At 58.9% G+C, this 22,808-nt stretch carries 20 protein-coding genes and 3 pseudogenes; 13 read left to right on the plus strand and 10 right to left on the minus strand.

Annotation, left to right across the window (positions count from 1 at the left end):
- Nucleotides 1-492: 492 nt before the first annotated feature.
- Both F1D61_RS27685 and F1D61_RS27690 read left to right on the plus strand, forming a co-directional pair.
- A complete protein-coding gene (locus F1D61_RS27685) occupies nucleotides 493-732 on the plus strand; it encodes a hypothetical protein (protein ID WP_203155277.1) in 240 nt (79 codons plus the stop codon).
- A gap of 357 nt (nucleotides 733-1,089) precedes the next feature.
- Nucleotides 1,090-1,287 carry a hypothetical protein gene (locus tag F1D61_RS27690; RefSeq protein ID WP_203155278.1) on the plus strand — a complete coding sequence of 66 codons (198 nt, stop codon included), beginning with the start codon at nucleotides 1,090-1,092 and terminating at the stop codon, nucleotides 1,285-1,287.
- Here the strand turns inward: F1D61_RS27690 and F1D61_RS34495 are convergent.
- Nucleotides 1,257-2,042 carry a hypothetical protein gene (locus tag F1D61_RS34495; RefSeq protein ID WP_246775570.1) on the minus strand — a complete coding sequence of 262 codons (786 nt, stop codon included), beginning with the start codon at nucleotides 2,040-2,042 and terminating at the stop codon, nucleotides 1,257-1,259. The genes F1D61_RS27690 and F1D61_RS34495 overlap by 31 nt on opposite strands.
- A 235-nt stretch (nucleotides 2,043-2,277) precedes the next feature.
- On the opposite strand from F1D61_RS34495, the gene F1D61_RS34500 reads away from it, so the two are divergent.
- The 3 genes from F1D61_RS34500 (at nucleotide 2,278) to F1D61_RS27715 (ending at nucleotide 6,124) form a co-directional block, all read left to right on the plus strand.
- The gene (locus tag F1D61_RS34500; RefSeq protein ID WP_246775571.1) at nucleotides 2,278-2,646 is read left to right on the plus strand and encodes a hypothetical protein; all 369 of its coding nucleotides are present in this window, start codon (nucleotides 2,278-2,280) and stop codon (nucleotides 2,644-2,646) included.
- Nucleotides 2,647-2,949: 303 nt separating this feature from the next.
- Nucleotides 2,950-4,515, plus strand: a complete 1,566-nt coding sequence (locus F1D61_RS27710; protein WP_203155280.1) for a hypothetical protein — start codon at nucleotides 2,950-2,952, stop codon at nucleotides 4,513-4,515.
- A gap of 1,027 nt (nucleotides 4,516-5,542) precedes the next feature.
- Nucleotides 5,543-6,124, plus strand: coding sequence for a metallophosphoesterase family protein (locus F1D61_RS27715; RefSeq protein WP_203155281.1), 582 nt, complete (start codon nucleotides 5,543-5,545; stop codon nucleotides 6,122-6,124).
- Nucleotides 6,125-6,212: 88 nt separating this feature from the next.
- Here F1D61_RS27715 and F1D61_RS34505 read toward each other — a convergent pair whose 3' ends face one another.
- From F1D61_RS34505 to F1D61_RS27730, 3 genes are all read right to left on the minus strand, one after another.
- The gene (locus F1D61_RS34505; RefSeq protein WP_246775572.1) at nucleotides 6,213-6,425 is read right to left on the minus strand and encodes a hypothetical protein; all 213 of its coding nucleotides are present in this window, start codon (nucleotides 6,423-6,425) and stop codon (nucleotides 6,213-6,215) included.
- 880 nt (nucleotides 6,426-7,305) lie between these two features.
- On the minus strand, nucleotides 7,306-7,788 hold the full coding sequence (locus F1D61_RS27725) for a hypothetical protein (RefSeq protein ID WP_203155282.1): 483 nt from the start codon (nucleotides 7,786-7,788) through the stop codon (nucleotides 7,306-7,308).
- 11 nt (nucleotides 7,789-7,799) lie between these two features.
- Entirely contained in the window at nucleotides 7,800-8,411 is a 612-nt protein-coding gene (locus F1D61_RS27730) for a hypothetical protein (protein ID WP_203155283.1), read from the minus strand.
- 531 nt (nucleotides 8,412-8,942) lie between these two features.
- On the opposite strand from F1D61_RS27730, the pseudogene F1D61_RS35465 reads away from it, so the two are divergent.
- Nucleotides 8,943-9,099: pseudogene (locus F1D61_RS35465) on the plus strand (IS66 family transposase); the annotation flags it as partial.
- A 95-nt stretch (nucleotides 9,100-9,194) separates the two neighbouring features.
- On the opposite strand, the gene F1D61_RS34510 reads toward F1D61_RS35465, so the two are convergent.
- Nucleotides 9,195-9,374: a hypothetical protein gene (locus F1D61_RS34510; protein WP_246775573.1), complete on the minus strand. Its 180-nt coding sequence runs from the start codon at nucleotides 9,372-9,374 to the stop codon at nucleotides 9,195-9,197.
- Between the two features lie 574 nt (nucleotides 9,375-9,948).
- On the opposite strand from F1D61_RS34510, the pseudogene F1D61_RS34515 reads away from it, so the two are divergent.
- Nucleotides 9,949-10,338, plus strand: a pseudogene (locus F1D61_RS34515) (transposase).
- Between the two features lie 304 nt (nucleotides 10,339-10,642).
- Here F1D61_RS34515 and F1D61_RS27750 read toward each other — a convergent pair.
- The 3 genes from F1D61_RS27750 to F1D61_RS27760 all read right to left on the minus strand — a co-directional run bounded on the left by F1D61_RS27750 (nucleotide 10,643) and on the right by F1D61_RS27760 (nucleotide 15,051).
- Nucleotides 10,643-11,947, minus strand: a complete 1,305-nt coding sequence (locus tag F1D61_RS27750) for an aminotransferase class I/II-fold pyridoxal phosphate-dependent enzyme (RefSeq protein ID WP_203155285.1) — start codon at nucleotides 11,945-11,947, stop codon at nucleotides 10,643-10,645.
- 129 nt (nucleotides 11,948-12,076) lie between these two features.
- Nucleotides 12,077-13,384, minus strand: a complete 1,308-nt coding sequence (locus F1D61_RS27755) for an aminotransferase class I/II-fold pyridoxal phosphate-dependent enzyme (RefSeq protein WP_203155286.1) — start codon at nucleotides 13,382-13,384, stop codon at nucleotides 12,077-12,079.
- Nucleotides 13,385-13,926: 542 nt separating this feature from the next.
- Nucleotides 13,927-15,051: a helix-turn-helix transcriptional regulator gene (locus F1D61_RS27760; RefSeq protein WP_203155287.1), complete on the minus strand. Its 1,125-nt coding sequence runs from the start codon at nucleotides 15,049-15,051 to the stop codon at nucleotides 13,927-13,929.
- Between the two features lie 299 nt (nucleotides 15,052-15,350).
- Here F1D61_RS27760 and F1D61_RS27765 point away from each other — a divergent pair, with 299 nt between their 5' ends.
- The gene (locus tag F1D61_RS27765; protein WP_203155288.1) at nucleotides 15,351-15,593 is read left to right on the plus strand and encodes a hypothetical protein; all 243 of its coding nucleotides are present in this window, start codon (nucleotides 15,351-15,353) and stop codon (nucleotides 15,591-15,593) included.
- 401 nt (nucleotides 15,594-15,994) lie between these two features.
- Here the strand turns inward: F1D61_RS27765 and F1D61_RS27770 are convergent, their stop codons facing one another.
- On the minus strand, nucleotides 15,995-17,284 hold the full coding sequence (locus F1D61_RS27770; protein WP_203155289.1) for a flagellin: 1,290 nt from the start codon (nucleotides 17,282-17,284) through the stop codon (nucleotides 15,995-15,997).
- Nucleotides 17,285-17,648: 364 nt separating this feature from the next.
- On the opposite strand from F1D61_RS27770, the gene F1D61_RS27775 reads away from it, so the two are divergent.
- From F1D61_RS27775 to F1D61_RS35140, 5 genes are all read left to right on the plus strand, one after another.
- On the plus strand, nucleotides 17,649-18,191 hold the full coding sequence (locus tag F1D61_RS27775; protein ID WP_203155290.1) for a cysteine hydrolase family protein: 543 nt from the start codon (nucleotides 17,649-17,651) through the stop codon (nucleotides 18,189-18,191).
- Nucleotides 18,192-18,439: 248 nt separating this feature from the next.
- Nucleotides 18,440-19,111 carry an alpha/beta hydrolase family protein gene (locus tag F1D61_RS27780; RefSeq protein ID WP_246775574.1) on the plus strand — a complete coding sequence of 224 codons (672 nt, stop codon included), beginning with the start codon at nucleotides 18,440-18,442 and terminating at the stop codon, nucleotides 19,109-19,111.
- Nucleotides 19,112-19,284: 173 nt separating this feature from the next.
- Nucleotides 19,285-20,274, plus strand: coding sequence for a helix-turn-helix transcriptional regulator (locus F1D61_RS27785; RefSeq protein WP_203155292.1), 990 nt, complete (start codon nucleotides 19,285-19,287; stop codon nucleotides 20,272-20,274).
- Nucleotides 20,275-20,451: 177 nt separating this feature from the next.
- Nucleotides 20,452-21,423: a PAS domain-containing protein gene (locus F1D61_RS27790; RefSeq protein ID WP_348649396.1), complete on the plus strand. Its 972-nt coding sequence runs from the start codon at nucleotides 20,452-20,454 to the stop codon at nucleotides 21,421-21,423.
- Nucleotides 21,420-21,929 carry a methyl-accepting chemotaxis protein gene (locus F1D61_RS35140; protein WP_348649397.1) on the plus strand — a complete coding sequence of 170 codons (510 nt, stop codon included), beginning with the start codon at nucleotides 21,420-21,422 and terminating at the stop codon, nucleotides 21,927-21,929. Before F1D61_RS27790 ends, F1D61_RS35140 begins: the two co-directional genes overlap by 4 nt.
- Nucleotides 21,930-22,153: 224 nt before the next feature.
- On the opposite strand, the pseudogene F1D61_RS27795 reads toward F1D61_RS35140, so the two are convergent.
- A pseudogene (locus F1D61_RS27795) lies at nucleotides 22,154-22,768 on the minus strand (DUF4113 domain-containing protein); the annotation flags it as partial.
- Nucleotides 22,769-22,808: the final 40 nt, after the last annotated feature.

Here is a 22,808-nt window from a genome sequence, read left to right on the forward strand (position 1 = left end):
GCGTGGGACCAGGGATCGCAGCTCCCGATTCCCGGCGTCAAGCGGGGTCGTCGGGCACGGTTAAGGAAACCCTGGGCGGGGGCGGCTCCGTAAAAACGTCATCCACCCCTGGGTAGTGGATGACGTTTTTACGGAGCGGGCACGTCGCGGTCCGGAGGGCACCGGCTCCCCAGGTCGGCGAACCGGGCGCGGCACCACGGCAAATATTTCCCCGGCCGCCGGACGTGCCACGGCGCCGGCCACCGGCACCGGACGATGGCGGCCAGGACGTCTTCCAGGCTCGCCCGGGACCCGAGGCGCGCGATCAGGCGCTCGGTGTCGTAGGAGCCCCGACGCCGGGGGCACCAGGGGCAGACGATGACGACCCGCCGGTACGGGAACGCCCCCAACGTCCGCGGCGCCTCCATCGCTTCCCTCCCCTTCCGCGCCGCCAACCCCGTCCGTTGACCGGGTCGATCTGTTCCCTATCTGTTCTCAAGAGGGAGAGGGTCAATGCTCGGGTACGACGACATCGCGGCCGCGGCCGCCGGCGAGGAGAGGGACGCCCTGTGGCGGTCCCTGGCGGAGGAGATGGAGGCGGCCGCCGCAGCGCGCCGGGACGGGCCCGGGTTCGTCAGGGCCTCGACGCCGGCCGACCTGGCGCGGGCGCTGGGTCGGGACCGGCGGGAGCGGCGGGCCAGGTTATACACAGGAACCCCGCGGCGGGGCGACCCGGGTCGCCAGCAAGCCTAGCGGGAGGGGGGTGGCGACCCAGAACCGACCCAGCGGGTCGGGGCCCAAATGAAAGAGCCCCGGCGTCCTCGCTCGGGGCTTCGGCCTAAGTCGCTGATTGTATTGGGCCGAACCCTGGTCTGGCTCGGTGTTGAATGGTAGCGGAGGAGGGATTTGAACCCCCGACACAAGGATTATGATCTGAGCTGAAAGCCCCCTACCCCGTTGATCGAACAGAGCTTTTTTCCTGCTGCGCTAGGACCGCGCTAGATCGCCTCGGTGGGCTACGGGGGCGCAACTGGTCGCCGAGCAGCTTGGCCATGGTGTCTGCCACCGCCGCGGCTGCCGTATTCCGTTAAACGGAAATGCCAATAGTGGATGACGGAGGCGATGCAACTTTTTGCCGTTCGCCGGCACGTCCATGCCGATGAATTGCTTCTTCCAGAGATCGAAAGCCACCACGGCCCCATCCATCTCGGGGCAAATCTCATCCACCATTGTAACGCTCTTCGCCTGTCGGCTAGCAAAGGCGATCTGTTCCTCGATTACAAGCTGGCCGATTTACAGGCGATGTGATGGTGGGCCATGAAATGCAACAAACTGCTGATGCTAGTGCCGACGCCCTGCACGGCCAATGGGTTGCGCAGTTGCAACAGCACGATGTTGCCGCGCTGCCCGCATAGCCTCAGGATCCGCGGGGCATGAGCCTCGATGATCTGCGAGCGCTGGTCGCCGCCAAACAGCTTGGGTCGGACGTGGCCATTTCGAAGGTGGCGGGCGTGCCAGCGGCTGACGCCGGACCGCTCGCCAGCCTGGCGGCTTGGCCGTTGCAAGTCGATCGCACAGCGCTCTAGCGAGGCCGCCGAACTACGGGACGCTGACAACGTGGCGTTTTGTGCCAGTCGGACAGCAGCGTGCGTCTTGCTCGCGGAGAACCTCCATTGTGAAAACGGCTTTTCCGCTTTCAAAATGTATTTTTCCGGACCATGTCCGAAGACGTCTGCAATCTTGCGCGCGAAAGCCCATCGCCCATACTTCTTAGCAAAAGTCGCGACCTCCAAGTTTTCAGTGTTTCCGGTGGTATCGGCCCGAAACCTGACGAAGGCGATAGCTGCATCACCGTTAGCACTGTAGCCTACGGTGTATCGAGGACTGTTGCGCCCACTGCAGGAGATATCCCGGCCTGAGCGCGAGACGCAGAGCGACTGCGTTGGGCTGCGGAACCATGCATCAATTGCGCCGGCGGCAGGACCTCGCTCATTGGCGTTTGCTCCCGATGCATACGTGGCAAGCATAAACGCCAAGGTGGCCGCAGCGATAAGACTATACATGATTACTCCGGCTTTAAACAAAATTTTACATATTTAGAATTATATCTAAGGAGTTATTTACAATTCGTCAAAATATCTGCTGTAACCGCGAATTTGATCGCTGGCGCAATTTACCGCTTGGTGGCGCGCGGTCCGGGACGTCGATCCGCTGCATTTTAGGAAATCTGAGCAGAGTTCCGTAGCGCCCTCGCCGTAGCGTAGCCTCCATATGCAGCCCCCAACGTGCGGTCACTACATGAACTCGCGTGCCGTCATTCAACTCTTTGTCCCAGCGTCCGCCCTGCTCCTCCTGGCCTGCACCCCTGCCCTTGCGGCCGGCCGCTCGATAGTCGGCGAATGGGCACCCGATCCGCGCCGGTGTCAGCCAATCGATGGCGCTTTAAAAATCGCTCCGCTCGGCATGGCCGGCGACGAGTTTTCCTGCGACTTCAAGAGCGTGTCACGTGAGGGCGACGTAGTCACCTGGCGCGGCTTCTGCTCCGCGCCGCGCAAGGCTGCAACCGTTGTCGCTTCCCTGCGCGGCGAGGTTCTCTCCGTCCGTGTGAACGGCGACAGCATCGGCTCATATCGGCGTTGCCGCCCGGGGAGCGGCAACGCCGCCTGATGGGCGATCGCGCAGAGGCCCCCTACCATTTCAGCAACAGGGTGGTGGCGAAATCTGCGTTCAAATGGCGCTTGCCATAGCGGGGACGGAAAGTACCCGGCCGCAGCTTTCGGGCTTCGCAGGTGCCCTACTAATTGCTGCCAACCACGTCGAGAGCGTGCTCGACGAGGACGCCGGCCGCGCTGAGGCGATCGCCCACGCCACCATGCAGCAGGTGCGCGACGCCTGCGGCTACCGATCACACTACGACCCGCAGGGGCATGCCGCTCGGCGGGACCCCGCGCTCCAAGCCCGCTGGATCCGATGAGCCAGACCCCCACCCTGACGAAACCCGCCTTGACCGCCGCCAACTTCGACTGGGACACGGTCTTCGGCCCAGTCGCGGACGAGCTCGAATTCGCGATGAACATGTGCGGGATCGACAACGACAAAGTCGACGCGGGCATCCCCGCGCGCGCGCTGATGAATCTGAAGGGCGAGGTCGAGCTTCAGGTCCACTGGGTCAGGCACCGCACGATCCACAACGGCTTCGTCGAGGTCTCGAACTCCACCCGCCTCGGCAACGCCCAGGCCGCAGCCGACGCGATGACGAGCGCCGCCAAGGCGCAGGCCTCCACGGATGCGACTTGGCAGCGCCTGCTGCACGAAGCGACGCGACAAGACGCATTCCTCGTCTACCGCGCGCCCGAGACCCGTATCGAGCTCGGTCGAGTCGGGCAGCGTTTCTACGCCTTCGAGCACTGCACGAACTGCAGGGGCAAGGGCGAGATCCGCTGCTGCATGATGGGCGGCGCGCCCTGCTGGCAGTGCCACGGCAAGCGGCAGTACAAAAGCTACGCCGGCGGCTCGGCCGTCTGGGTCAACTGCTACCAGTGCGATATGACCGGCTGGGAGCCTTGCCCGAACTGCGGCGGCTCGAAGCGGCTTGACTGCGGCAGCTGCGCCGCGACCGGCGGGCACACCTACGATTACAGCGGCGGCCTGCACGGCATCGCCTCGAGCCAGGTCGCCTATGCCGGCACAAAGTACCGGCCCGAGGCCGAGGCTTTCCTTAGCCGTCCGCGCGCCGAGGTGATGGACAACAGCTTCTTCTACCCGCCGGAATGGAATACCGCGACACGGCCCTTCATCGGCGCCTTGACGATCCGCACGCCTGTTCAGCGGATCGACACCACGATCGAGCACCTCGGACAAACCCACAAGGTCGTGCTGAGCTTCGCCGGGCGCGATCTGCGCTGGGGACCGCGAATGCCCTTCGTCGACGCGGTGATCGAGCCCTACGTCCAGCGCATTGAGCGCAGCGCCGGTCCAGAGGCGTTCAAGGTCGCCGACGAGACCGCCTTCGCCGGCAGCCTGATCAAGGATATCACCGAGAAGCCTACGCCGCCTGAGGCCGTCGTCCAGGCGCTGAAGGACACGATCTCACCGCGCACCGTCGAGCGGGTGACCGCGGCGCTCAACCGCGAGGCGTCCCGGCTGACTCGGTGGCCGATCGGCCGGGCCTGGCTCCAGGCCAACCTCGCCGCGCTCGGGCTCTGGGCCGCCATCGCCGCGTTGCTTGGTGGCAGCATCCGGGCGGCACTGCCGCCGAGCCCGACCGGAGACGCATATACCCACCTCATGCTCGCCTGGATGGTACTGCTACCGGCTCTTCTCGTGACAGCCTTCTATTGGAGCCGGCGCGCCGCCTGCCGGGCGCTAGCCGAGGCGCTGAAGCAGCCGGTGACCCGCGCTCCCGATTTCGGTGGGCGCGGCGCACTCGGCACCCTCGGCCTCGTCGTGATCGTTACGCTCGCCATGATAGGATTTGCGCCCCCCAGCAAGAGCGGCACGACGGTGGCCCGAACCAGCATGGAGCGGACCTGGTGAGCACACGATGGGCAACCTGATCGCGGCCGTCGCCACGCCTGGGTTGACGCGTTAGCAGAGCGAATCGGGCGAGCCCCCCGTGTCCGGGCACTTGTCCTGTGGACACGCTCGCCGACCCGGTCGCGTGCAGGAGGCGATATATGCAGCCTCAACCTGCTGGCAACTCAGGCATGAGCCCTCCGTCGGACGCCGAAGCATGAGCTTTAGGGAACGAACACTCCCGGCGCTACAATTTAGAGCACCTAGTAGGATCCGCCCTATCCCCCGCCAAGTGATTGAAATAAATGGGCGGATGAGGCCTGGATAATGCTATTAATGAACCAGAGATGGGAACTCGCGAATGAGAATCGTTATTAGCTTTCTTACATTCTTCCTCTTGGTCACTGAAACTATCCCAGTCGATGCTCAGAACGCCAACCCGCCCCCGTATTTGCCTGACGACGGTCCGGGCTCCGTGTTTCCGCGTACGGGCGACCGCTGGCTTTATGAGGTGCGCTCTCCTGCTGGACGCGGCCAGCAGAGGTTCACCAGGATCGACGCTGTACCGGCACGCGGCAGCGGCTCCTGGAACGTTACTGTGAAGTGCGGCTTGATATCCATACGGACTGGGAAGCAGATACAAGTTGTCAGCGGTGCTGGTACGGCGGGTCGTGGTAGAATGCCGATCATAGGGCTCAATTTTTTATTCGGAGACGGCTCTCCCCGAACGGGTGGCATGATCGATCAGGCGCCAAGCGATGGCGACCGCCTCGACCTCAAAAGCGAGTTTACCGACCAGCGGTGTGCCTCGGGCCGAGGGGATCTCTCGTCGGGCGACTAAACAAGATGTCTCTAAAAATATCTAGCAAACAAATTCCGAAAAGTATGTATACTCAATCATCCGTTTGAAATTTCATTGACTGGCTATATAAGGTTTCTCTTGCATTGAAATTATTCTTGAAACACTTGCGCCACCCCCCAAACCAACAGACCGATTCTGGGGAGTGATTTTGTGCGTATGGCCCCCGTCCGATAGGGTTCTGCTCCGATGAAGACCGCCAGCTCGAAACATACTGTCTATTTCACGGCTGATAGTCACTTCGGCCATGAAGGCATGATGGAAAACCGAATGTCGCGACCACGCCCATTCGGTTCGATTGAGGAGCATGACGAAACCCTCATTGCAAACTGGAATGCCGTAGTTCGACCTTGTGACGAGATCTGGCATCTTGGCGATTTTGCCTACGGCGGCACGATCGAGCACGCTAAGGCTGTGTTCCGACGCTTGAATGGTACAAAGAGGCTGCTGCACGGGAACCACGAAAAGTGGGGTAAGGCGTTGCCTTGGGCATCCCAGCACGAAGGCTTCGTCGATGTGACCGTGGAGGGCAGCCGCCTTTTCCTATGCCACTACGCGATGCGGGCGTGGCCGGGCATCTGGCGTGGGACACTGCATTTGTTCGGGCATACACACGCCTCCCTGCCAGATACCCGGCGTTCGGCGGACGTCGGCGTCGACGCCTGCAACTTCCGGCCAGTTCGCCTTGACGAAATCCGAGGTCGCATGGCCGAGGCCAGAGACTGGCCCGAGGAACTCGCTGGCGCCGCGGCGGCGGGCGAGGTCAACTGAAGGGGAAATAATCCAAAAGAGCGCCCCAGCGCCCCCCCCTTATCGTCTTGTGCGATGATATCAGTGTGATTAGGCGTGGAGTAAGGGTTCATGCGAACTGAACGCTGAGTTCTGGAGCAACGGCCACGTTGAAGGTCAGGTCAACCGCTTCAAGTTGGTCAAGCGTAGCATGTTTGGTCGAGCCAAGTTCGAACTGCTTCGCTAGTGCGTAATACATACCGTGTGAACTAATGAGTTTGATAGGACGTGGCTTGCCAGCACCGAAAGTGCGGATGAACCCCGTTCCGATGCTGTTTGACATTGTGCCCCTTCGTCGGCAGCATCTAGGAAAGCAGATCGTCCGCGAGTTTTGGTCTATCTCATCGGAGCGGGAGAACCCGGCCCTGCGACTGAACAGCTTTAGGCCGCCAGTCTCCTCGTAGCTTCGGGTCCATGCGGTACTCGCCGCCGTCTTCTACGGCCACACAAGGGATGTCGCCCTGCCATTGGAGACAGTACCAGGCGAGGCGGTACACGATGTCCTCACAGGTCATGCGAGGCCGGCATTGCATGTGCGTTGTCCCGCCGGCGACATCTCCACATGCTTTGAGGAGCGGTGTCACTGCCCTTAACCCAATCACCTTACGGCAGGGTGGCTGCCCCTCAACGCCCGCATGTGCCAAGGCGTAGGCCCGTGCTCGCTGATATGCCGCTCGGTACTCACCGACTGGAGTCTTCGTACAGCTGCTGGCGGCGGCCGGGGCGGCGGCGAGAATGAGAGCGAAGGCCACGAGCTTCATGACACTGTCTCCGGAATTTCGATAAGGTCGGCATCATTTGGCGGCACTGCAAACCGACCCAGGAGTCCGGCGCCTGTCGCCACGCGCTTAACAGTCGTGGCTAATCGCGTGGCGACGGTCTTGGGCGCCGTCAGAGCGGCGGCGTTCGTGGATAGCGCCGGAATCGTGAGAGCATTTTCCGTGATCATTGGACCTTGGAAAACGGTCTGTCTCTTTGTTTGTGATACATTTTTTTCGAGAACCCGACAGCCATTTCGCGGAAAATGCTCTAGAGCAGGGCCCGATCACGTTGCAATCGGGCGCTGCTCTAGGTCGTTGGTTTCGCCGCATTTTCTTCGCCCAACCGGCGGCCACTTGGTCGGAAAATGCTCTAGCTCGCGCTATCATACATCTTACCTGGTGCTAGGCTGCCTCCGCGAGCATCCCGCCATCACCGTGGCTGAGGAAATAATCACGCGAGACGTCTGGCTTGAGCTGGGAAGCAACATAAAAGTATATGATTGATAGTATCAGAACTGGAACACCAAATCCGAAAAAAGGAAGCATTAGCACTCCACCGATCAGGAATTTGATAGCCTTCTTTCTCGCACTGCAGTAATCTACGTCAGTGTAGTGAACGTCAAGCTTATGCTTGACACCGTAAACGCATACCATCTTAGGGTGTCCGCTCAGCCATAGTTCGACTGCCTCACCGCAGTCCATGGCCGACTGAATGATCAGGGATGCTTCCGCATCGACGGACATGTTCGGAAAAAAACGCGTCCGCCCGTCGGATAAGCGCACTCGAACCCCGCTCCAGACGGCGCCTCCGGGTGAATCCGATTGAATGCTATCGAGCGTTTGGGACGCGATGCCGAGCACGTGACACTTGATTACGTCGGTCATGATGGCCGCTTTCAGTCGTTGAGTATGTAGGAGAAATGCAAGACGGCGTGCGGACTGCGGTCGGAGTAGCCCATGACCTCGCATCCCTTCCGCACCGGGCCGGGGCCGCGCAGGGTAAGGCGGTAGGCATGCTCGGAGTGCCGGCCACGAACCGGATAGGGCGCCGGCGGGCAGTATTCTTTGAAGGCGTAGGCGGTCCCCTTGACAACGTTCTCTGGCCACAGGGTGCCACGGAACAGGACCGTGCCGACCTTTGCGACCGGGTGCAGCGAGCGCTTGAGTTGCGAGTAGGCGACGATCCCGGTCACGGGGTCGATCATCACCTCGCTGCCGTTGTGGGTCCAAAGGCGTCCGGACGGAACGACGTTGGGCAGCGTCAGCTTGGACACGTTCGTGTTCTTCCGCCGAACGATGGGGGCACCCGAGGCGCAACCAGGATTGTCGATCACGAGCTTGCCCTTGCCACCCTTCAGATCGTTCTCCGCCTCAACGACGTAGACGGCCCCGAGCGGTGGGGCGCCGCCGGTCCAGGCGCCCTGGGCGAGCATGACGGTACCCGATCCGGTGACGGCAGATGCGGTGTTTGACCCAGCCTCGCGGACCTCGCAGCGAACATCGACCATCCAGAGAGCCTGTCCGTTCTGAACCTTTCCATCGTATAAAAAGGTTACGACGGACTTAAAGGGCGATCCCGCCGTGTTTCTGGGGTCTCGACCGACCATTGGTCGGTGATCGGACTTGCCTGGGCAATCATTGAATACGATGTAGCCATTGCGGGGATAGCTATCAACTTATAGTACATTATCATAAATAAATATACCATTTCTATATATGAGACACTCTATCGGTAGCAAGTGATTATAGTAATTTTAGGATTGATGCTGAGATATTAATTGTCATACTGCGGAGCAGTAGCATATCTTACCTAACTAAAACGGGAGTAGTGTTTGGGGATGTCGGCCACGTGAAGCGCTTTCACTCGAAGGTCACGAGGTAACCATCGACCTGCCATTCGCTCTCGACCTTGCTAAAATGGTGACCGTTGGACCAGCAGTAATTACCCAGGGGGTGTCGGGACGGCGCGGTTCGGTCGCGGCGGATTCGTGGGGTCTCCCCCCTTTGCCGGAACGCGGTTTGGCTGATTCGTTATCGGGATGAGCCGCAGTGACCTCGAGCGCCTGAGCAAGGAGGAACTGATCGAGCTGATGCTGAAGCTGTACCGGCCGGCGAAGACCCTTGCGCATCTTGTCCAAACCGCCGGCGAGCGACAGCATGGAGCGGTGCGAGAAGGCCCTGGCCGGCGCGCGACGTGCCCCGGACAATTGAACGCTTGTCGTCCGTCCCCACAGGGACTTCCCGCGCCGTGGCTCGAGCCGGCCCGGGAAGGCCTCGTACTGGAGCCTTCCTCAATCCACGACCTTGAGGTTGTTCACATTCACATCGCCATCCTGGGTGGTGAAGCTCGGTGCCCGGCCGTTCGACTGGGAGACGCCGCTGATGCGGTGGTCGCCGCTGTCGTAGGTGGCCAGCTTGCCATCAGTCTCGACGAGGAGCCGCTGCTTATCGGGGAAGAACGCGTAGCGCATCCCGTCCCGACCGCCGCTGGCCGAGATCCTTGGGCCACCAGGGCTCTGAGCCCTTCATGGGCTCCATCGGCTTCATGGGTTCTATGGGCTTCATCGGTTCCATCGCGCACGGTCCTCTGGCGGAATGTCTGAAGCCAACGCTACGCTCGAAGCTTCGAAAGGTTGCCTAAAAAACTAGGGCTGCGAAGTCTGCTGTTGAGCTTGCCGTTCGAGGACGTTGAGATAGGCGCCAGGATCGCTGCGGAAGCGGGTGAGATGGGTTGGAGCCTGCCTACGGATGTTGAGGGACCCGCATGGGCGGAGCTGCTCGTTGCAAGCTTGAAGCTGTCGTGCTGGGCTCAGGAGGACCGGCGGGACAGCGCGGGAGCATGCGAGCAGCAGAACGCCGCTCGAACGCCCCGTGGCGCGTTACGGCGTGGCGTGGTGCGCCATGCCACACGACCTGCCGCCCTGGCATGCCGTGTACAGTTAGGCCCGACGCTGGCTACGAGCCGGCTGCTTTGAGAGCCTGGTTCACGATCTGCGCGCTGTGCTGCGCCTGGCCTAGGGCCGGGCTGAGGAGCCCTTGGCCGTCGTGCCTGACAGCCGCACCTTGCGCTCTACGCCCGAGAGTGGGGCTCGCGCCGCCTGGGACGGACACAAACGCACGCGCGGCTCGAAGCTGCACGCGGCGGTCGACACGCTCGGCCAGATGCTGGCGCTGCACGTCACGCCTGCCAATGCCGACGACTGATTTGCCATCGCCGCTCTGACTGACACCGTGTCGGAGGCCATCGGTGACAGCGTGGACCTCGCCTTTGTCGATGAGGGCTACGAGGGCGAGCGCGCGGCGAAGGCAGCGGCTGACCACCGCATCACCTCGGAGGTGGTCAAGCTGCCCGAGGTCAGGCGCGGCTTCGTTCTGCTGCCACGCCGATGGGTGGTCGAGCGCTCCTACGCCTGGATTGGGCGCTTCCGCCGCTAGATCCGTGACTACGAACGCCTGCCCGCCACCCTCGCGGGACTGAACGTCGTCGCCTTCAGCGTCCTGCCGCTCCGACGGGCGGCAGGCTTCGCTGCGACCAGTAACAACCTCTAGCCGATTTCTCGGGGCACGACATGTTCCGTGTGCCCGCAGCTCATGTCAGCGTTGAGGACGACTGAAAGGTGTCCGGATTTTTGGCCGATAGTCTTCTGCCTTCGCGCGACTGAGGATCACCTCCTCATTCCGGAATAGCGTGTTAGCTCAATTCTAATACCCACGAAGATGGTTTTTACATTATTAACCGCTAAAAATTCGCGGTGTCGTCGAGACAATCGAGCGCGCTGTCGCGGGCGCGCACAGCAATATCAACCATGCGTTCGATATGTTCGGCCTTATGATCCGCCATAACTTGTAGTCTCCACCTATCTCTATTTCGCGCCACAGCTGGATGTTCAACTAGGTTGACAATGCCCCCATATTCAATGACGAATTTAGTAGCAAGCCTAGCCAGAGGAGTAGAGCCAACGATCATTGGGACGATAGGACTAGGTCTTCCAATGACTGTAAATCCACTTCCTATAAGTTTTTGACGAAGCAACAACGTATTTTCGTGTAGAAGCCGCCTTCTATGTTTTCCCTCATCAGAGCGGACTATACTGAGAGAAGCTAGAATTACTGCGGCTTGTATAGGGCCCATCGCATTGGTGAATGTCGATGGACCACAGGCCGCTCGCAGCCCAAACCTCAAGCCCGCATTGTTGCAGGCGACAAAACCGCCAACGGATGAAAAAGTCTTAGAAAAAGACCCCATAAGAACATCGATCTTCCCCCATATTTTTTGCTCCCCAAGGACCCCCTTACCGTCTGTACCAATCGCACCTAGGTCGTGGGCACAATCTACCAAAAGAACTGCATTATACTCTCTGCACAATAATTGCAAATTAATCAGATCTGGAGTATCGCTATCCATGGAGAACAGGCTCTCCGTTATTACTAATATACCATTTGTTTTATCATGCTGTCTTATACGCTTTAATCTCCGTTCAACGGCAGGAACGGAGAGGTGGGGAAATTTGTAAATGTGTGCTTTTGCATCTACAGCAGCTTCTTGAAGGCATGCATGCGCAAGATTGTCGATAACAACGTGGTCTCCTTCCCGGAGTAGCGTCTTTACCACACCATATCCAGCACCCCAGCCCGTAGTAAACAGCGTCACGTACTGGTAGTTGAGGTATTCACTCAATTGACACTCAAGATCGATTGACAATTGCGTGTTACCCATCAAAGCAGCTGAGCCTGCGCTATGGACGCCATATTCCTTCGCCGCTGATATAGCAGCTTCTACAATTTTGGGATGGGTTGAGAGCGATAGATAATCTTGGCTTGCGAAATTAACACCTTCAAACGGTCGGCCGTCCCTGTACGCACCACGTGTTATCGGCTGTATTGGGCCACGACTATACTTCTGGTACGGATCGAGACCGGCGCTATTCCTGTCCTCAAACCAATTGCCTAGAGCTGTCCATCTATTAACTAGATTGACCTCTGATCTATGATACTTCTCAGTCACGCTCCCAGCTAAAGCCGGTTCAACCTGAGATTTCGGCATTTTTGCTCATTCCCCCAGCCTAGAACTCTCATGTGCGTGGTGGATGGCCAACTGCTATCATCGCATTTTGCGGATAGGTCGGCGGCATTTCCTATATTCCACGCATTATTACAATATAAATGTACGTTATTAGCGCGCTTTGCTCATTACTTCCAGATATGAGCTTGCATTTTGCCTTGCACGAACCGCAATATCAACGAACTTATCGATCTGATTTTTGTTATGATTTGCCATCATTTGGATCCTCCAGCGGCTGGTATCTCTCTTCACAGCGGGATATTCGACAAGATTTGTGATACCGCCAAGCTCAAATGCGTGATGCGTAGTCAACCGAGATATGGCGTTATCTCCGAGTATCACAGGAACGATAGCACTAGGCTGCCCAAATAAAATAAAATCACTTTCTGCCATGCGCTTGCGCATGTAGAGAACGTTTTCCATCAGTCGCGAACGTAATTCTACCCCTTCGTCTCGTTCGATAATATCAAGACATTTGGAAATGATAGCGCATTGAATAGGAGAGATCGCGTTTGTGAACGTAAGGGGGCCACAACCATATCGCATCGCTAGTTTTAAATTTGTGTCGTTACTGGCGACAAAACCGCCGTTTGACGCGAATGTTTTTGAGAAAGAGCCCATTAGAATATCTGGCATCCCCGTGCAGCCCTGCAATTCTAGATAGCCGCCGCCTTTTGGCGCAATAGCACCCATGTCATGTGCTGCGTCCACCATCAATGTCGCACCGTGTGCCCGACACAAATTCTGGAGCGCAGCAATATCAGGAACGTCGCTATCCATAGAGAATACTGTTTCCGTTACGACCAAGATACCCGCCGCCGGGTGATCGTTTCGGATCTTCAACAGCAGTGTCTTTGCGTGTTCAAATGATAGATGGGGAAAGGTGTGAACATTTCCGGTCGAGCCGCGCGCTCCCTCGTGAAGCGAGGCATGGGCAAGGCGGTCGATGATGACGTGGTCGCTAGGTCGGACTAGTGTCTTGATCACGCCGTAACCAGCACCCCAGCCGGTAGGAAATACGGTGCAATCTTTATAGCCGAGAAATTCGGCCATGCGTTGCTCAAGATCTACTGATAGCTTAGTATTACCCATGAGCGCTGCGGACCCGGCGCTGTGTACACCGAAATCATCAATCGCGTTTTTTGCCGCATGCAGTACTTCAGGATGGCTCGCTAGGTTTAAATACTCCTGAGAGCCAAAATTCACCCCTGATACTGTATGGCCGTCCCGTGTCGACGCCGTACACTCGGTAGCAATCCGCGAAGACGTGAACTTCGAATACGGGTCGATCCCGAAGCGGAGACGACCGTCCCACCAATCTTGATGCTCTCTCCAGCGATTTAATAAACTTGCGCCATCATGTTCAATATAGTCTGCCAAACTTCCGCTTAGCAAGCTGTTAGCAATTGTGTCTGACATCGACCCGTCTCTCGACATGATATTTCAAGCCACCATTGGCCATGTATCTCAACTTACCACTAACCACTATTACATATTGATAAATGACGGAAGCTATAATACAAATATCACGTATCTACTGATATCATCTATATGATATAGGCGACTGCAAATTCAATCTTGGCCCAATGCACGCCTCAGTTATCTGTAAGCACTTATTGAGCGCTGCCAGTGTACGAGGTTCGTAATCTGTGCTGCATACCACAAATGTGGTACGTAGACACTTTGCGGGATGAGATTGACGTGCCAATTAAAAATGGTCGATCTTCAGCAATATAATGATCGTACCTGCTGCTCACGCGCAGGAATGCGCCCAATCCGTTGTAGAAGTCGAATGGCGAATAATTTTGATGATTTATTTAAATCTTGATAACTCGATACTAAATTAGATGTTAATATGAAAATAGCCATCTATATCGTGGTATTTTTCAAACGAGGACATGAGATAAGCATAGATCTGGCAAATAATTATTTGGTGGTCCACTCAATACGAGTTGCGCCTACTATTTTACATTATCAATTTTAGAAATTATATATGATAGCTCTGCTTGTCGATTGATATCTAATTTAGAAAAGAGGGATTTCATTTGTGTGCGGATAGTTTGCTCGGAGATACCCAGTTTTACTGAAGCTTCACGTGGTGACAGACCTCTTCCTATAAGCATCGCCGCATACGCTTCTGCTCTAGTCAACCCGACTTCTTGCAAATCTGGAATGATATCTTTACCTGTATATTTGAAAGGATCCCTCACAACTAAAAGTATGGTGTTCCGGGGGGATTGTAGAATACTGGGTGTCGTGTCTTTGTGCTTCGGATTGATGGCTTGAATGTGAATACAATTTCCAGTCTGATCGTTCCTAAAGATCCCTGAGTAGTTTCCGCTGCCAACTCGCGATTGTAGCGCGTCTCGCACGATAATATCTAGCTTCATTTGCAACGAATGGGTTAACCCCTTTATTATCGTCTTTTTAATAATTTGGAAACAGACCCTGATAAGTCGCTCCGCTGAGGCATTAATAGACAATATTTTTCCCGATTGATCTAACGTGATGGCTCCAACATCGATCATATCGAGCCCGGCTGTTAAATTACTGGCGTGCTGGCGTGCAACATTAAATGAAGCTGCAAGATGGAATGCGCGAGTTACATGGGGAGCTAACTGCCGCAACAGAACTAAGTCTTGCTCTCCAAAAGGCCCCTTGTTCCAATCTCTAGGGGCACTGATCGTAACGATGCCGGTTCCGTGGGGGTCTGACGAAAAGTATGCTGCCATATCGTCTAGGCCGTGTTTGTGATAGAAATCTTGAAAAAATGGATCGTGTTGCTTCTCTTCCGGATTGAAAAAGGCCGCATCGACGTAGATCGTACCTGGTTTCAACTCGAGCAATTTTGCGCGAGCAATTCTACTATCATACTTCCACCATGTTCCGCTATAGTCTTCGCTCACTTCATCAAGTCGAGCGGAGTGCATCGTATGTGCTGTTCGAGTAGGATCATGAGAAATGATTAGTGAACCACGAGCGCCTACAGCTTCGCCGAACTGATCTAACACATGTGGCCACAATCCAGCGTCCATGCTTGCCGCGTAGCAGAGATCGATAAATTTGCCTTCGTCGAATTTCGCCATGCACGGCTTTCAGCGTTTGAAGATCTGTCAAGGTAGGCTCTGATAGCTATTCGCGCTAACTGTCGTCAAGTTTATGTTCCGACAGACACGACGGCCTCACGCCGCTGCCGGCGCTCCCGGCCCTCCCCTGCCTTGGCCATCGGCAAAGCACGTCATACGCGAAGCACTGCCCGCACAGCGCTAAACTTCATCATCTTTGCCATATGATTGTTAACTACACCCATCGCGCTTTCCGCTGAGTAATACATTGTAAATCCGTGCCATGCAGATATCGGTCAGCAATACGGAGGCCTCACTCGATGTCGAAATTTTCCGTCACCAACAAGATTTTTCAGTTTAGTGTGATGTGGTTGTTCGTTATCGCGTCCTTTGCCTACGCGACAGGTGAAAGCGGGAAAGCCATGGCGTGGTCTCTCCTGTATGGCGTCCCGGCAGGCTATGTCGTGGCGGAGATATGGGTCGCATCCCTCATCCAAGGGGAAACGAAGAAGTGGATCTGGTTCCCGGCGATCCGTGGGTATCTGCGCCGGCAACCTGCCTGACGGGACGCCGGAGGCCAGGCCCCGTCAGCCCTGAGGCGCACCGTATCGAGGGAGGCAATGGCCGTGCTGGCCCCTCTACCCTATGTCATCAACATGGGAGGCAGTTCGGAGGTCCGCGTGGGATAGCGCTGCTGCTCAACGAGAGCGGAAGCAGTCGCGCTGGGCTCAGAATGCCCCAGGACCAACAGGGCGGCGCAGCAGCAGCCCCAGCAGCAGGACGCCCCTGAAACGCGCTGTATGACGTTTCTGACGCGTCAGCGCTGCCTACCCTTCCCTCCGTGGGCTGTAGGGGCGAACTGACCCCTGGGATGCTGCAAGCTATAGGTGCCCTTGCATCTGCGGGCGTCCGTCACTCATGGCAGCAGCGGAGCCCCAGAAGGCTCCTCTGCTGCACATATCGATCAGCGCAGCAACTGAAGGATACCCTGGCTGGCCTGGCTCGCCAGAGACAACGACGACACCGCCAGGGACTGCCGGATCGACAAGGCCTGCGAGTTCGCTGCCTCCTCGTTCATGTCGGCATTCGTGAGGTTGGCCGCCCCGGTGGTCAGCACGTTGATCATCTCTTTCGTGAAGTTCTGCCGGTTCTGCACCGTCGACAGGTTGGAGCCGAACGTCGAGGAGATGGATTTCAGGTTTGCCAACGCATTGCTCAGCGCATCCGCGGCCTTGGTGAGGTCCGCATTGTTCTGGATGCCGATGTCGGCGCCCGATTGAGCCGTGGCGCTGTCCTTGAACTCGCCGATGCCCAGCGCGGACGCGGATAGCGACGTGCCCTGGATGTCCAGCTTGGACTTAGCCGCGCCGGTCTTCTCGTTGAACGCGATGCTCAGGCTGTCACCGGCCAGCAGATTGGTGCCGTTGAAGCCGGCATCCCGGGCGGCCTGATCCAGCTGGGTCCGTAACGCATTGAACTGCCCCACCAGGGCCGAGCGCTGCGCGGAGGTGCCGCCAGCCGCCGAAGGTGTGGCGCCGCCGGTGAGCTTAGCGGTCTCGGTGGCATCCACCGCGAACGCACCCGAGGTGGTCTTGCCCAAGCCCACCGTTAGGGTGTCCGATCCGGTGCCGGTGATCTGCAACTGCCCCTGCACATCGATCGTGGCGGTGGCGATGCCCGACTTGTTGATGTTGTTGACGAGGTCGCTCACCGTGTCGGTGGCGCCGATGTCGAACTTATAGGTGGTGAAGCCCGCGCTGAGCTGCATCTGGTTGGCGTTGCTCGTGTTGATGCCCACTACGCCAGGAGTGCTCGAGGTGGCCGCCGCGGCCGTGCCCGCGAGGGTCTTGCCCATCGATACGTCGTAGATGCTCTTGCCCGTCGCCGTGGCCTCGCCGGCCGTGGCGAGTGCCCGGGTGCCCTGCAGCTTGGGCAGGTTGGAGGTAGCGTTGGACTGCGCCTGGGTCACCACCGACTGCATCTGTTTGACGACGGTGGTGACCGCATCGACCCCTTTCGCGGCTGCCTGGATGGTCTGGATGCCGTTGGAGACGCCGTCGAGGAGATCCGACAGCGCGGACGCACGATCGCTGAGGCCCACGGCGGTGAAATAGTTGACGGGGTTGTCGAGGGCCGAGTTCACCTTCTTGCCCGTGGAAAGGCGGCCCTGATTGGTGGCTGCCAGCGCAGCAGTGTCCTGCAGGGACAGCAGGTTCTGGCGAGTAGCAGCGGAGAGCGTGATGGACGACGACATGAGCTGATCCCTCGGAATTGCCTCGCGTGGATCGCGAAGACTTCGAGGATTATTGCTGGCCGCGCTCGGTTGGGCGGTTAATATTTTGTATCAGGCTGACCAATCTTCAGATGAAGCGTACTGATATACCTACGATGCGTACTTGGTGATGCGCTGCGGGTCATGGCTTGCGCACTGCTACTCCGCGATCTGGTGGGCGATCTTACCCATGGCCTTTGGCTCCAACCTCAGGACAGCTACGCTGCGTTCGCGAGGGTGAGCACCACCGTGCATAAGCCTTGTTCCGACCCCTGGTGGGCTTTCTTGTCACTCACTTGCAGCCTCATAGTGCGCTATCGATCCACCTTGAGCGGTCGCCAAGTCCATGCTCGGCCTCGTCATCATCGACATGCAACAGTGGATGTTTCGCAAGCCGGAACGTTTAAAGCAGGTGGAAAACATGCTTCCTGCGATCAACGGCTTGGCTTCGCGATGCGCGCGAGCAAATCTCCCCATCTACGATGTTGTTACGGTTCATCAGCCCGACAAGAGCACATGGTCGCGGCTAATGATTAAGTACGATTATTCATGCCTGATCGAAGGTACGCCGGATGCTGAGCCCGTTGGAGGCTATGTGGCTCCACCTTCGGCCACCCGTATTGTGAAAACACAGAATAGCGTGTTCCTCCATACCAATTTCGAAGCGACGCTGCACGCCGGCGGCGTAACCAAGCTCATGCTAGCAGGTGTGTTCATGGACGGTTGCGTGGGTTTGACAGCGGCCGATGCGGCACAACGTCAATTCGAAGTCGTATGTGTGTCCGATGCAATCGGGCATGTGGATGCAGAGATGCGACAGCTGATGGAGAAGTGGCTGTATGACATGTACGAGATCGAGCAAATTCGGGCCGGTGACGTTGTGATCTGAGAGGTTGCGCACTCCCTGGTAAGCCGATCCTATTTGACACCGCATCAAATTGCAGGCGGGTAGTGCGTGATTTGTTCGGAGGCTGCATGAACCGTCGCAATCTCCTCGCTGCCGCACTTTCCACGGCTGCGCAAACGACTAGCGCTACAGAACCGGGTGCCCCGCCGAAACTCTATCCCGTCGAGACACAGACAGGCCCCCGCCGAAGCCTGATCTACGTGCCGGTTGGGCGCGGTCCCGCGCCCTGCGTGCTGCTGCTGCACGGGTCGGAAGGACCCAACCGGCGCTGGACCGAGACGATGGCGATGTTTCTGGCTAGTCAGGGGTTCGTCGCCGCGCCCTTCCCCTACAGCCGGGGCGGCAGCATCTACCGCGCTGGCGACATCCTCGATGTCGAGCTTGCTGAGACCGTCGAGGCATTCCGCCTGATGCGGACGGACCCGAGGGTGTCCGGCCCGATGGGTTTATGGGGCATCTCGCGCGGGGCAGAGCACGCTTTGCTGCTGACGAGCCTCATGGCCGGCGAAGCAAGTCGCGATCTGCCGCGCGCCGTCGCGGTGCTGGCCGCCACCGACGTGGTCTGGCCCGCCTTCCTGATCGCCAATGCCGATATCGGTCATCGCGAGCCGATCGACTGGTCGAAGCGGGCTTGGCGCTGGCATGGCTCAACGGAGGGATTAGATCCGCGGTCGCCGATCGCCATCGAGCGTTACGCAGGGCCGCTCCTCATCAGCCACGGCGAAGAGGACAAGCTCTGGCCGGTCGCGCTGGCGCGGCGGCTCGAAGCCCGGCTGCGGGCGCACGGGCGGGCGCCGGAGATGCACTACTACCCTGGTGAGGGCCATGGGCTCGGCCCCGAGGCGGCGAGCCTGGACCGAACGCGCGTGTCGGACTTCTTCCGCCGTCACCTCGTCGGCTAACCACTCCTATTGTCGAGACAACGGCCGAGGTAGATACGCAACCCCAAGGCGGCCGGCGTAAGCAATCTGGAGTGATATAACCTACTCCCCCACCCCATCTCTTGACAAAGGAATTTTTATCGCGCTGTCTCAAATACCAATCATTGGTTCGTGTTAGTGACTGGGTGCCCTGGATGCAGGAAGCGGTAAGAAGGCCAATTCCCTGGCGTCCACAATCTTTTTTCTCTCATCAACTACAAAGCGAGCGGGCGTTCGATCTGCTGAACGAGCATGGCGGGATCGCGGTCGATTTCCACGCGCTTCGCAAGGCCAGCCCGCATCTTTCGGTTGAAGGTGGGCAAAGCCGGACGATGAGCATCTGGCTCACCCAGTCGGACACCGGCTTCCTGACGGTGCCGAAACTCGAGGCAGACCTGTTTACGATCCGCTTCGTGACACGCGGCTGGATGATCCGACGCAATCAGAACGGCGAGCACCGCGGCTATCCCGGCACAGCTATGTTCGTGGCCTTCGAAGACATGCGCAGCGAGGAGGCCTCGGCCCGCTTCGCAGCGATCAGCGGAACGGTCACCCGGGCCGCCCTGCTGGCCAGCCACCGGGCGCTCGACGGCGCGGATGATGAGACCCATCCCGAATTCGAGCCGGTGGCTCCGGTTGATACGCTGGCGATGCGGTCGTTCCTTTCATGCTTCAGGCAGCTCCATCGGCGGTTGCGGCAGATCGACCCGGCGCAGGATCTGTTCTATCCGCTGTTCGAGGAGATCGTCAGCTACCAGCTCCTCTCCTGCTGGCCGCGCCGTCCGGATGCGCCCAGGCGTGACTTTAGGGCGATTTCCTCGCAGGGCTTGCGCGCGGCTACGGAGTATATCGATGCGCATCTCGGCGAGGCCCTGAAGCTCGTCGACGTCGCGGCCGCCGCGGGAATCGGCGTACGCACGCTTCAACAGGCCTTCAAGCGCGAACTGGGCACCACGCCCCTGGGCTTCATCATTGAGAGGCGCATGCAGCGGGTTCACACGGATCTCACCTCCCCGGACAACGCGGACCAGTCGATCGCCGATGTGGCACGCCGATGGGGCTTCGTGCATATGAGCGACTTCGCGCAGCGCTACCGCCGACGCTTCGGCTGCACGCCGACCGATACGCGTCGGCAGGCCCGGTGATGCCGCGGGGGTGGGAGCTTGCTCGTGCGCCTATCATGATAGCGAATGGCGCTGTTATATTTGCGACGATGAATCTTCAATCGTTTTGATAGAAGTCGGGACGATTACTGTATCTCGCTCTCTCGCCTGCAGAACTCAATGCCTTCTGCGCCGATCGATGAGAATGGAGATGGTATGATGTTCAAGTTCGACGGCTTCATGGCGCGTTCCACGCTGCGCGCTCTCGATCGATCGCACGCCATGATCACCTTCGGCCCGGACGGCACCATCCTGTCGGCGAACGAGACCTTCCTCGCCATGATGGGCTACGCACCCTCCGAGCTGCAGGGCCTGCATCACCGCATGCTCCTGCCGGTCGCTGAGCAGGACGGTCCGGTCTGCCAAGCCCTCTGGGACGATCTCATGCGCGGCACGCCCCGCGAAGGGGAAGGCTTGCGGCTTGCAAAGGATGGCCGCGAGGTCTGGCTCTGGTCGAGTTACAATCCCGTGCGCGGGCGACGCGGGCACATCGCCCGGATCGTCATGGTCGCGGCCGATATCACTGAGGCCAAGCGGCGCGGCCTCGACACCGAGGGTCGGCTGTCCGCCCTCGACCGTTCGCAGGCCGTGATTACCTTTACTCCCAACGGTATCATCGAGGACGCCAACCAGAACTTCCTCGACGCGCTCGGGTACCGGCTCGACGAGATCCGCGGCCAGCACCACGGCCTGTTCGTGGATCCGTCCGAACGCGACACCGCCGCGTACGGAGCGTTCTGGACATCCTTGCGGGCCGGCCAATTCCAGGCGGCAGAGTACAAGCGCCTCGGCAAGGGCGGGCGCGAGATCTGGATTCAGGGAACCTACAACCCGATACTCGACGCGCAGGGGCGGGTCCTGCGCGTGGTGAAATTCGCCACCGACGTCACCCCGCAGGTGCTCAACCGGCTACGGCGGGCCGAGGCGGGCCGCACAATCGCGAGTGACCTGACGGCCATTGGGGATGCGGTGAGGGACGTGACTGAGCGTAGCGGCCAAGCGGCCAATGCTGTTCAGCGGGTGTCCGGCGACATCCAGGCCGTGGCGGCGGGAGCGGAAGAACTCGCCGCCTCCGTGGCCGAGATCAGCCAGCGGGTCTCGCACGCCTCCACGATCTCCCGGGGGCGGTGACGCAGGCGCACGACACCGGCGCCATCGTGGCCGGACTGAGCGATCAGGCTCAGCAGATCGGTGAGGTGGTCAGCCTGATTCAGTCCATCGCCGAGCAGACCAATCTCCTGGCGCTGAACGCGACTATAGAGGCGGCCAGGGCGGGCGCAACTGGACGGGGCTTCTCCGTCGTTGCTGCCGAGGTGAAGGCGCTGGCCGGCCAGACCGCACGAGCTACAGATGAAATTCGGATCCGGATCAGTGCGACGCAGGGCGCCACGCGCGAGGCCGTCGCTGCTATCGGCACGATCCAGACGACGATCCGGGACCTCGACGCGATCTCAGCTGCGATCGCCGCTGCGGTCGAGGAGCAGGCCGTGGTGACGCGAGAGATGTCGGGCTCGATGCAGGCCGCCTCCCATGGTGCTGGACAGATCGCTGATGGTGTCAGCGCTATAGCTGCAGCCGTAGCACAGGTTGACAGCACCACACAAATAGTGCGTGAAAATTCCAGAATGATTGCTTGACTGAATAAATATTAAATAAAGATCATCAGACATTATAACAAAACGATATTTGTGGGCGCTGGCGCAAGAGGCTGTATTATTGCGCCAGCGTAGCGTCTATATTTCAAATTACGTCGCATTTAAGAAAATAGTCTATCGTTAAATGTTCATGACAAAATTTGGCTTATATTTGTATATAAATCTATCGGAGCTGCGATTATAATAAAGCGCTCTGGCAATATCCATCATGCCTCAAGCGCGGCAGAGACGCTTGAACCCTCGCTCAACCGCGTCGTGAATCGCGGCGAGCGCATCTCGAATTTCGTCGACCAGATGCGCTTCTCCACCAGCCCCGCCCGCGCCGGCATTACGGCGCCGCGCCCGAACCGGCTGTTGCAGGCGTCCATCGCCGCCATCAGCGCGCCGGACTTCTCCCGGTCGTGCGCGTCGAACAGAGGGCGTGGGGCGTCGTCCAGCGGCACGAGGTCCGTGGTGACGAGCCCGGCCTTGCTGTAGCGCCAGGGCGATGGCCCCTGCTCCTTCCAGGTCCTCTCCACCCCCCGCAGCGCCGCCTGGATCAGGTGCCGGCTGTCATCGGTCGCCTCGGGCATATGAACCACCGTTGAAACCGACCGCATGGGGTCGCCGCGGTCGTGCTCGCTGGTGTGGTAGAAGACGGTGACGGCCGAGACCGCGAGACCGTCGCGCCGCAGCTTCTCGCCGAGCCGCGTGGCATGCGCCGCCACCGCCTGCTCCAGCACATCCCGCTGGGTGATCCGGGTGGAGAATCTGCGGGTCACCGCGCAGCCCCTTCGCCGGGCGGGCACGATCTCCAGAGGCAGGCACGACCGCCTACGCAGCTGGTTGACGCTCATGCCCTTTTACGTGCCCGATCTTTGA

The sequence above is a fragment of the Methylobacterium aquaticum genome (assembly GCF_016804325.1).
Taxonomy (GTDB): Bacteria; Pseudomonadota; Alphaproteobacteria; order Rhizobiales; family Beijerinckiaceae; genus Methylobacterium; species Methylobacterium aquaticum_C.

Coding starts and splice junctions, on each gene's coding strand:
- F1D61_RS27685 (WP_203155277.1), top strand. CDS start 493: ATGCTCGGGTACGACGACATCGCGGCCGCGGCCGCCGGCGAGGAGAGG.
- F1D61_RS27690 (WP_203155278.1), top strand. CDS start 1,090: ATGACGGAGGCGATGCAACTTTTTGCCGTTCGCCGGCACGTCCATGCC.
- F1D61_RS34495 (WP_246775570.1), bottom strand. CDS start 2,042: ATGTATAGTCTTATCGCTGCGGCCACCTTGGCGTTTATGCTTGCCACG.
- F1D61_RS34500 (WP_246775571.1), top strand. CDS start 2,278: ATGAACTCGCGTGCCGTCATTCAACTCTTTGTCCCAGCGTCCGCCCTG.
- F1D61_RS27710 (WP_203155280.1), top strand. CDS start 2,950: ATGAGCCAGACCCCCACCCTGACGAAACCCGCCTTGACCGCCGCCAAC.
- F1D61_RS27715 (WP_203155281.1), top strand. CDS start 5,543: ATGAAGACCGCCAGCTCGAAACATACTGTCTATTTCACGGCTGATAGT.
- F1D61_RS34505 (WP_246775572.1), bottom strand. CDS start 6,425: ATGTCAAACAGCATCGGAACGGGGTTCATCCGCACTTTCGGTGCTGGC.
- F1D61_RS27725 (WP_203155282.1), bottom strand. CDS start 7,788: ATGACCGACGTAATCAAGTGTCACGTGCTCGGCATCGCGTCCCAAACG.
- F1D61_RS27730 (WP_203155283.1), bottom strand. CDS start 8,411: ATGGTCGATGTTCGCTGCGAGGTCCGCGAGGCTGGGTCAAACACCGCA.
- F1D61_RS34510 (WP_246775573.1), bottom strand. CDS start 9,374: ATGCGCTACGCGTTCTTCCCCGATAAGCAGCGGCTCCTCGTCGAGACT.
- F1D61_RS27750 (WP_203155285.1), bottom strand. CDS start 11,947: ATGCCGAAATCTCAGGTTGAACCGGCTTTAGCTGGGAGCGTGACTGAG.
- F1D61_RS27755 (WP_203155286.1), bottom strand. CDS start 13,384: ATGTCAGACACAATTGCTAACAGCTTGCTAAGCGGAAGTTTGGCAGAC.
- F1D61_RS27760 (WP_203155287.1), bottom strand. CDS start 15,051: ATGGCGAAATTCGACGAAGGCAAATTTATCGATCTCTGCTACGCGGCA.
- F1D61_RS27765 (WP_203155288.1), top strand. CDS start 15,351: ATGTCGAAATTTTCCGTCACCAACAAGATTTTTCAGTTTAGTGTGATG.
- F1D61_RS27770 (WP_203155289.1), bottom strand. CDS start 17,284: ATGTCGTCGTCCATCACGCTCTCCGCTGCTACTCGCCAGAACCTGCTG.
- F1D61_RS27775 (WP_203155290.1), top strand. CDS start 17,649: ATGCTCGGCCTCGTCATCATCGACATGCAACAGTGGATGTTTCGCAAG.
- F1D61_RS27785 (WP_203155292.1), top strand. CDS start 19,285: ATGCAGGAAGCGGTAAGAAGGCCAATTCCCTGGCGTCCACAATCTTTT.
- F1D61_RS27790 (WP_348649396.1), top strand. CDS start 20,452: ATGTTCAAGTTCGACGGCTTCATGGCGCGTTCCACGCTGCGCGCTCTC.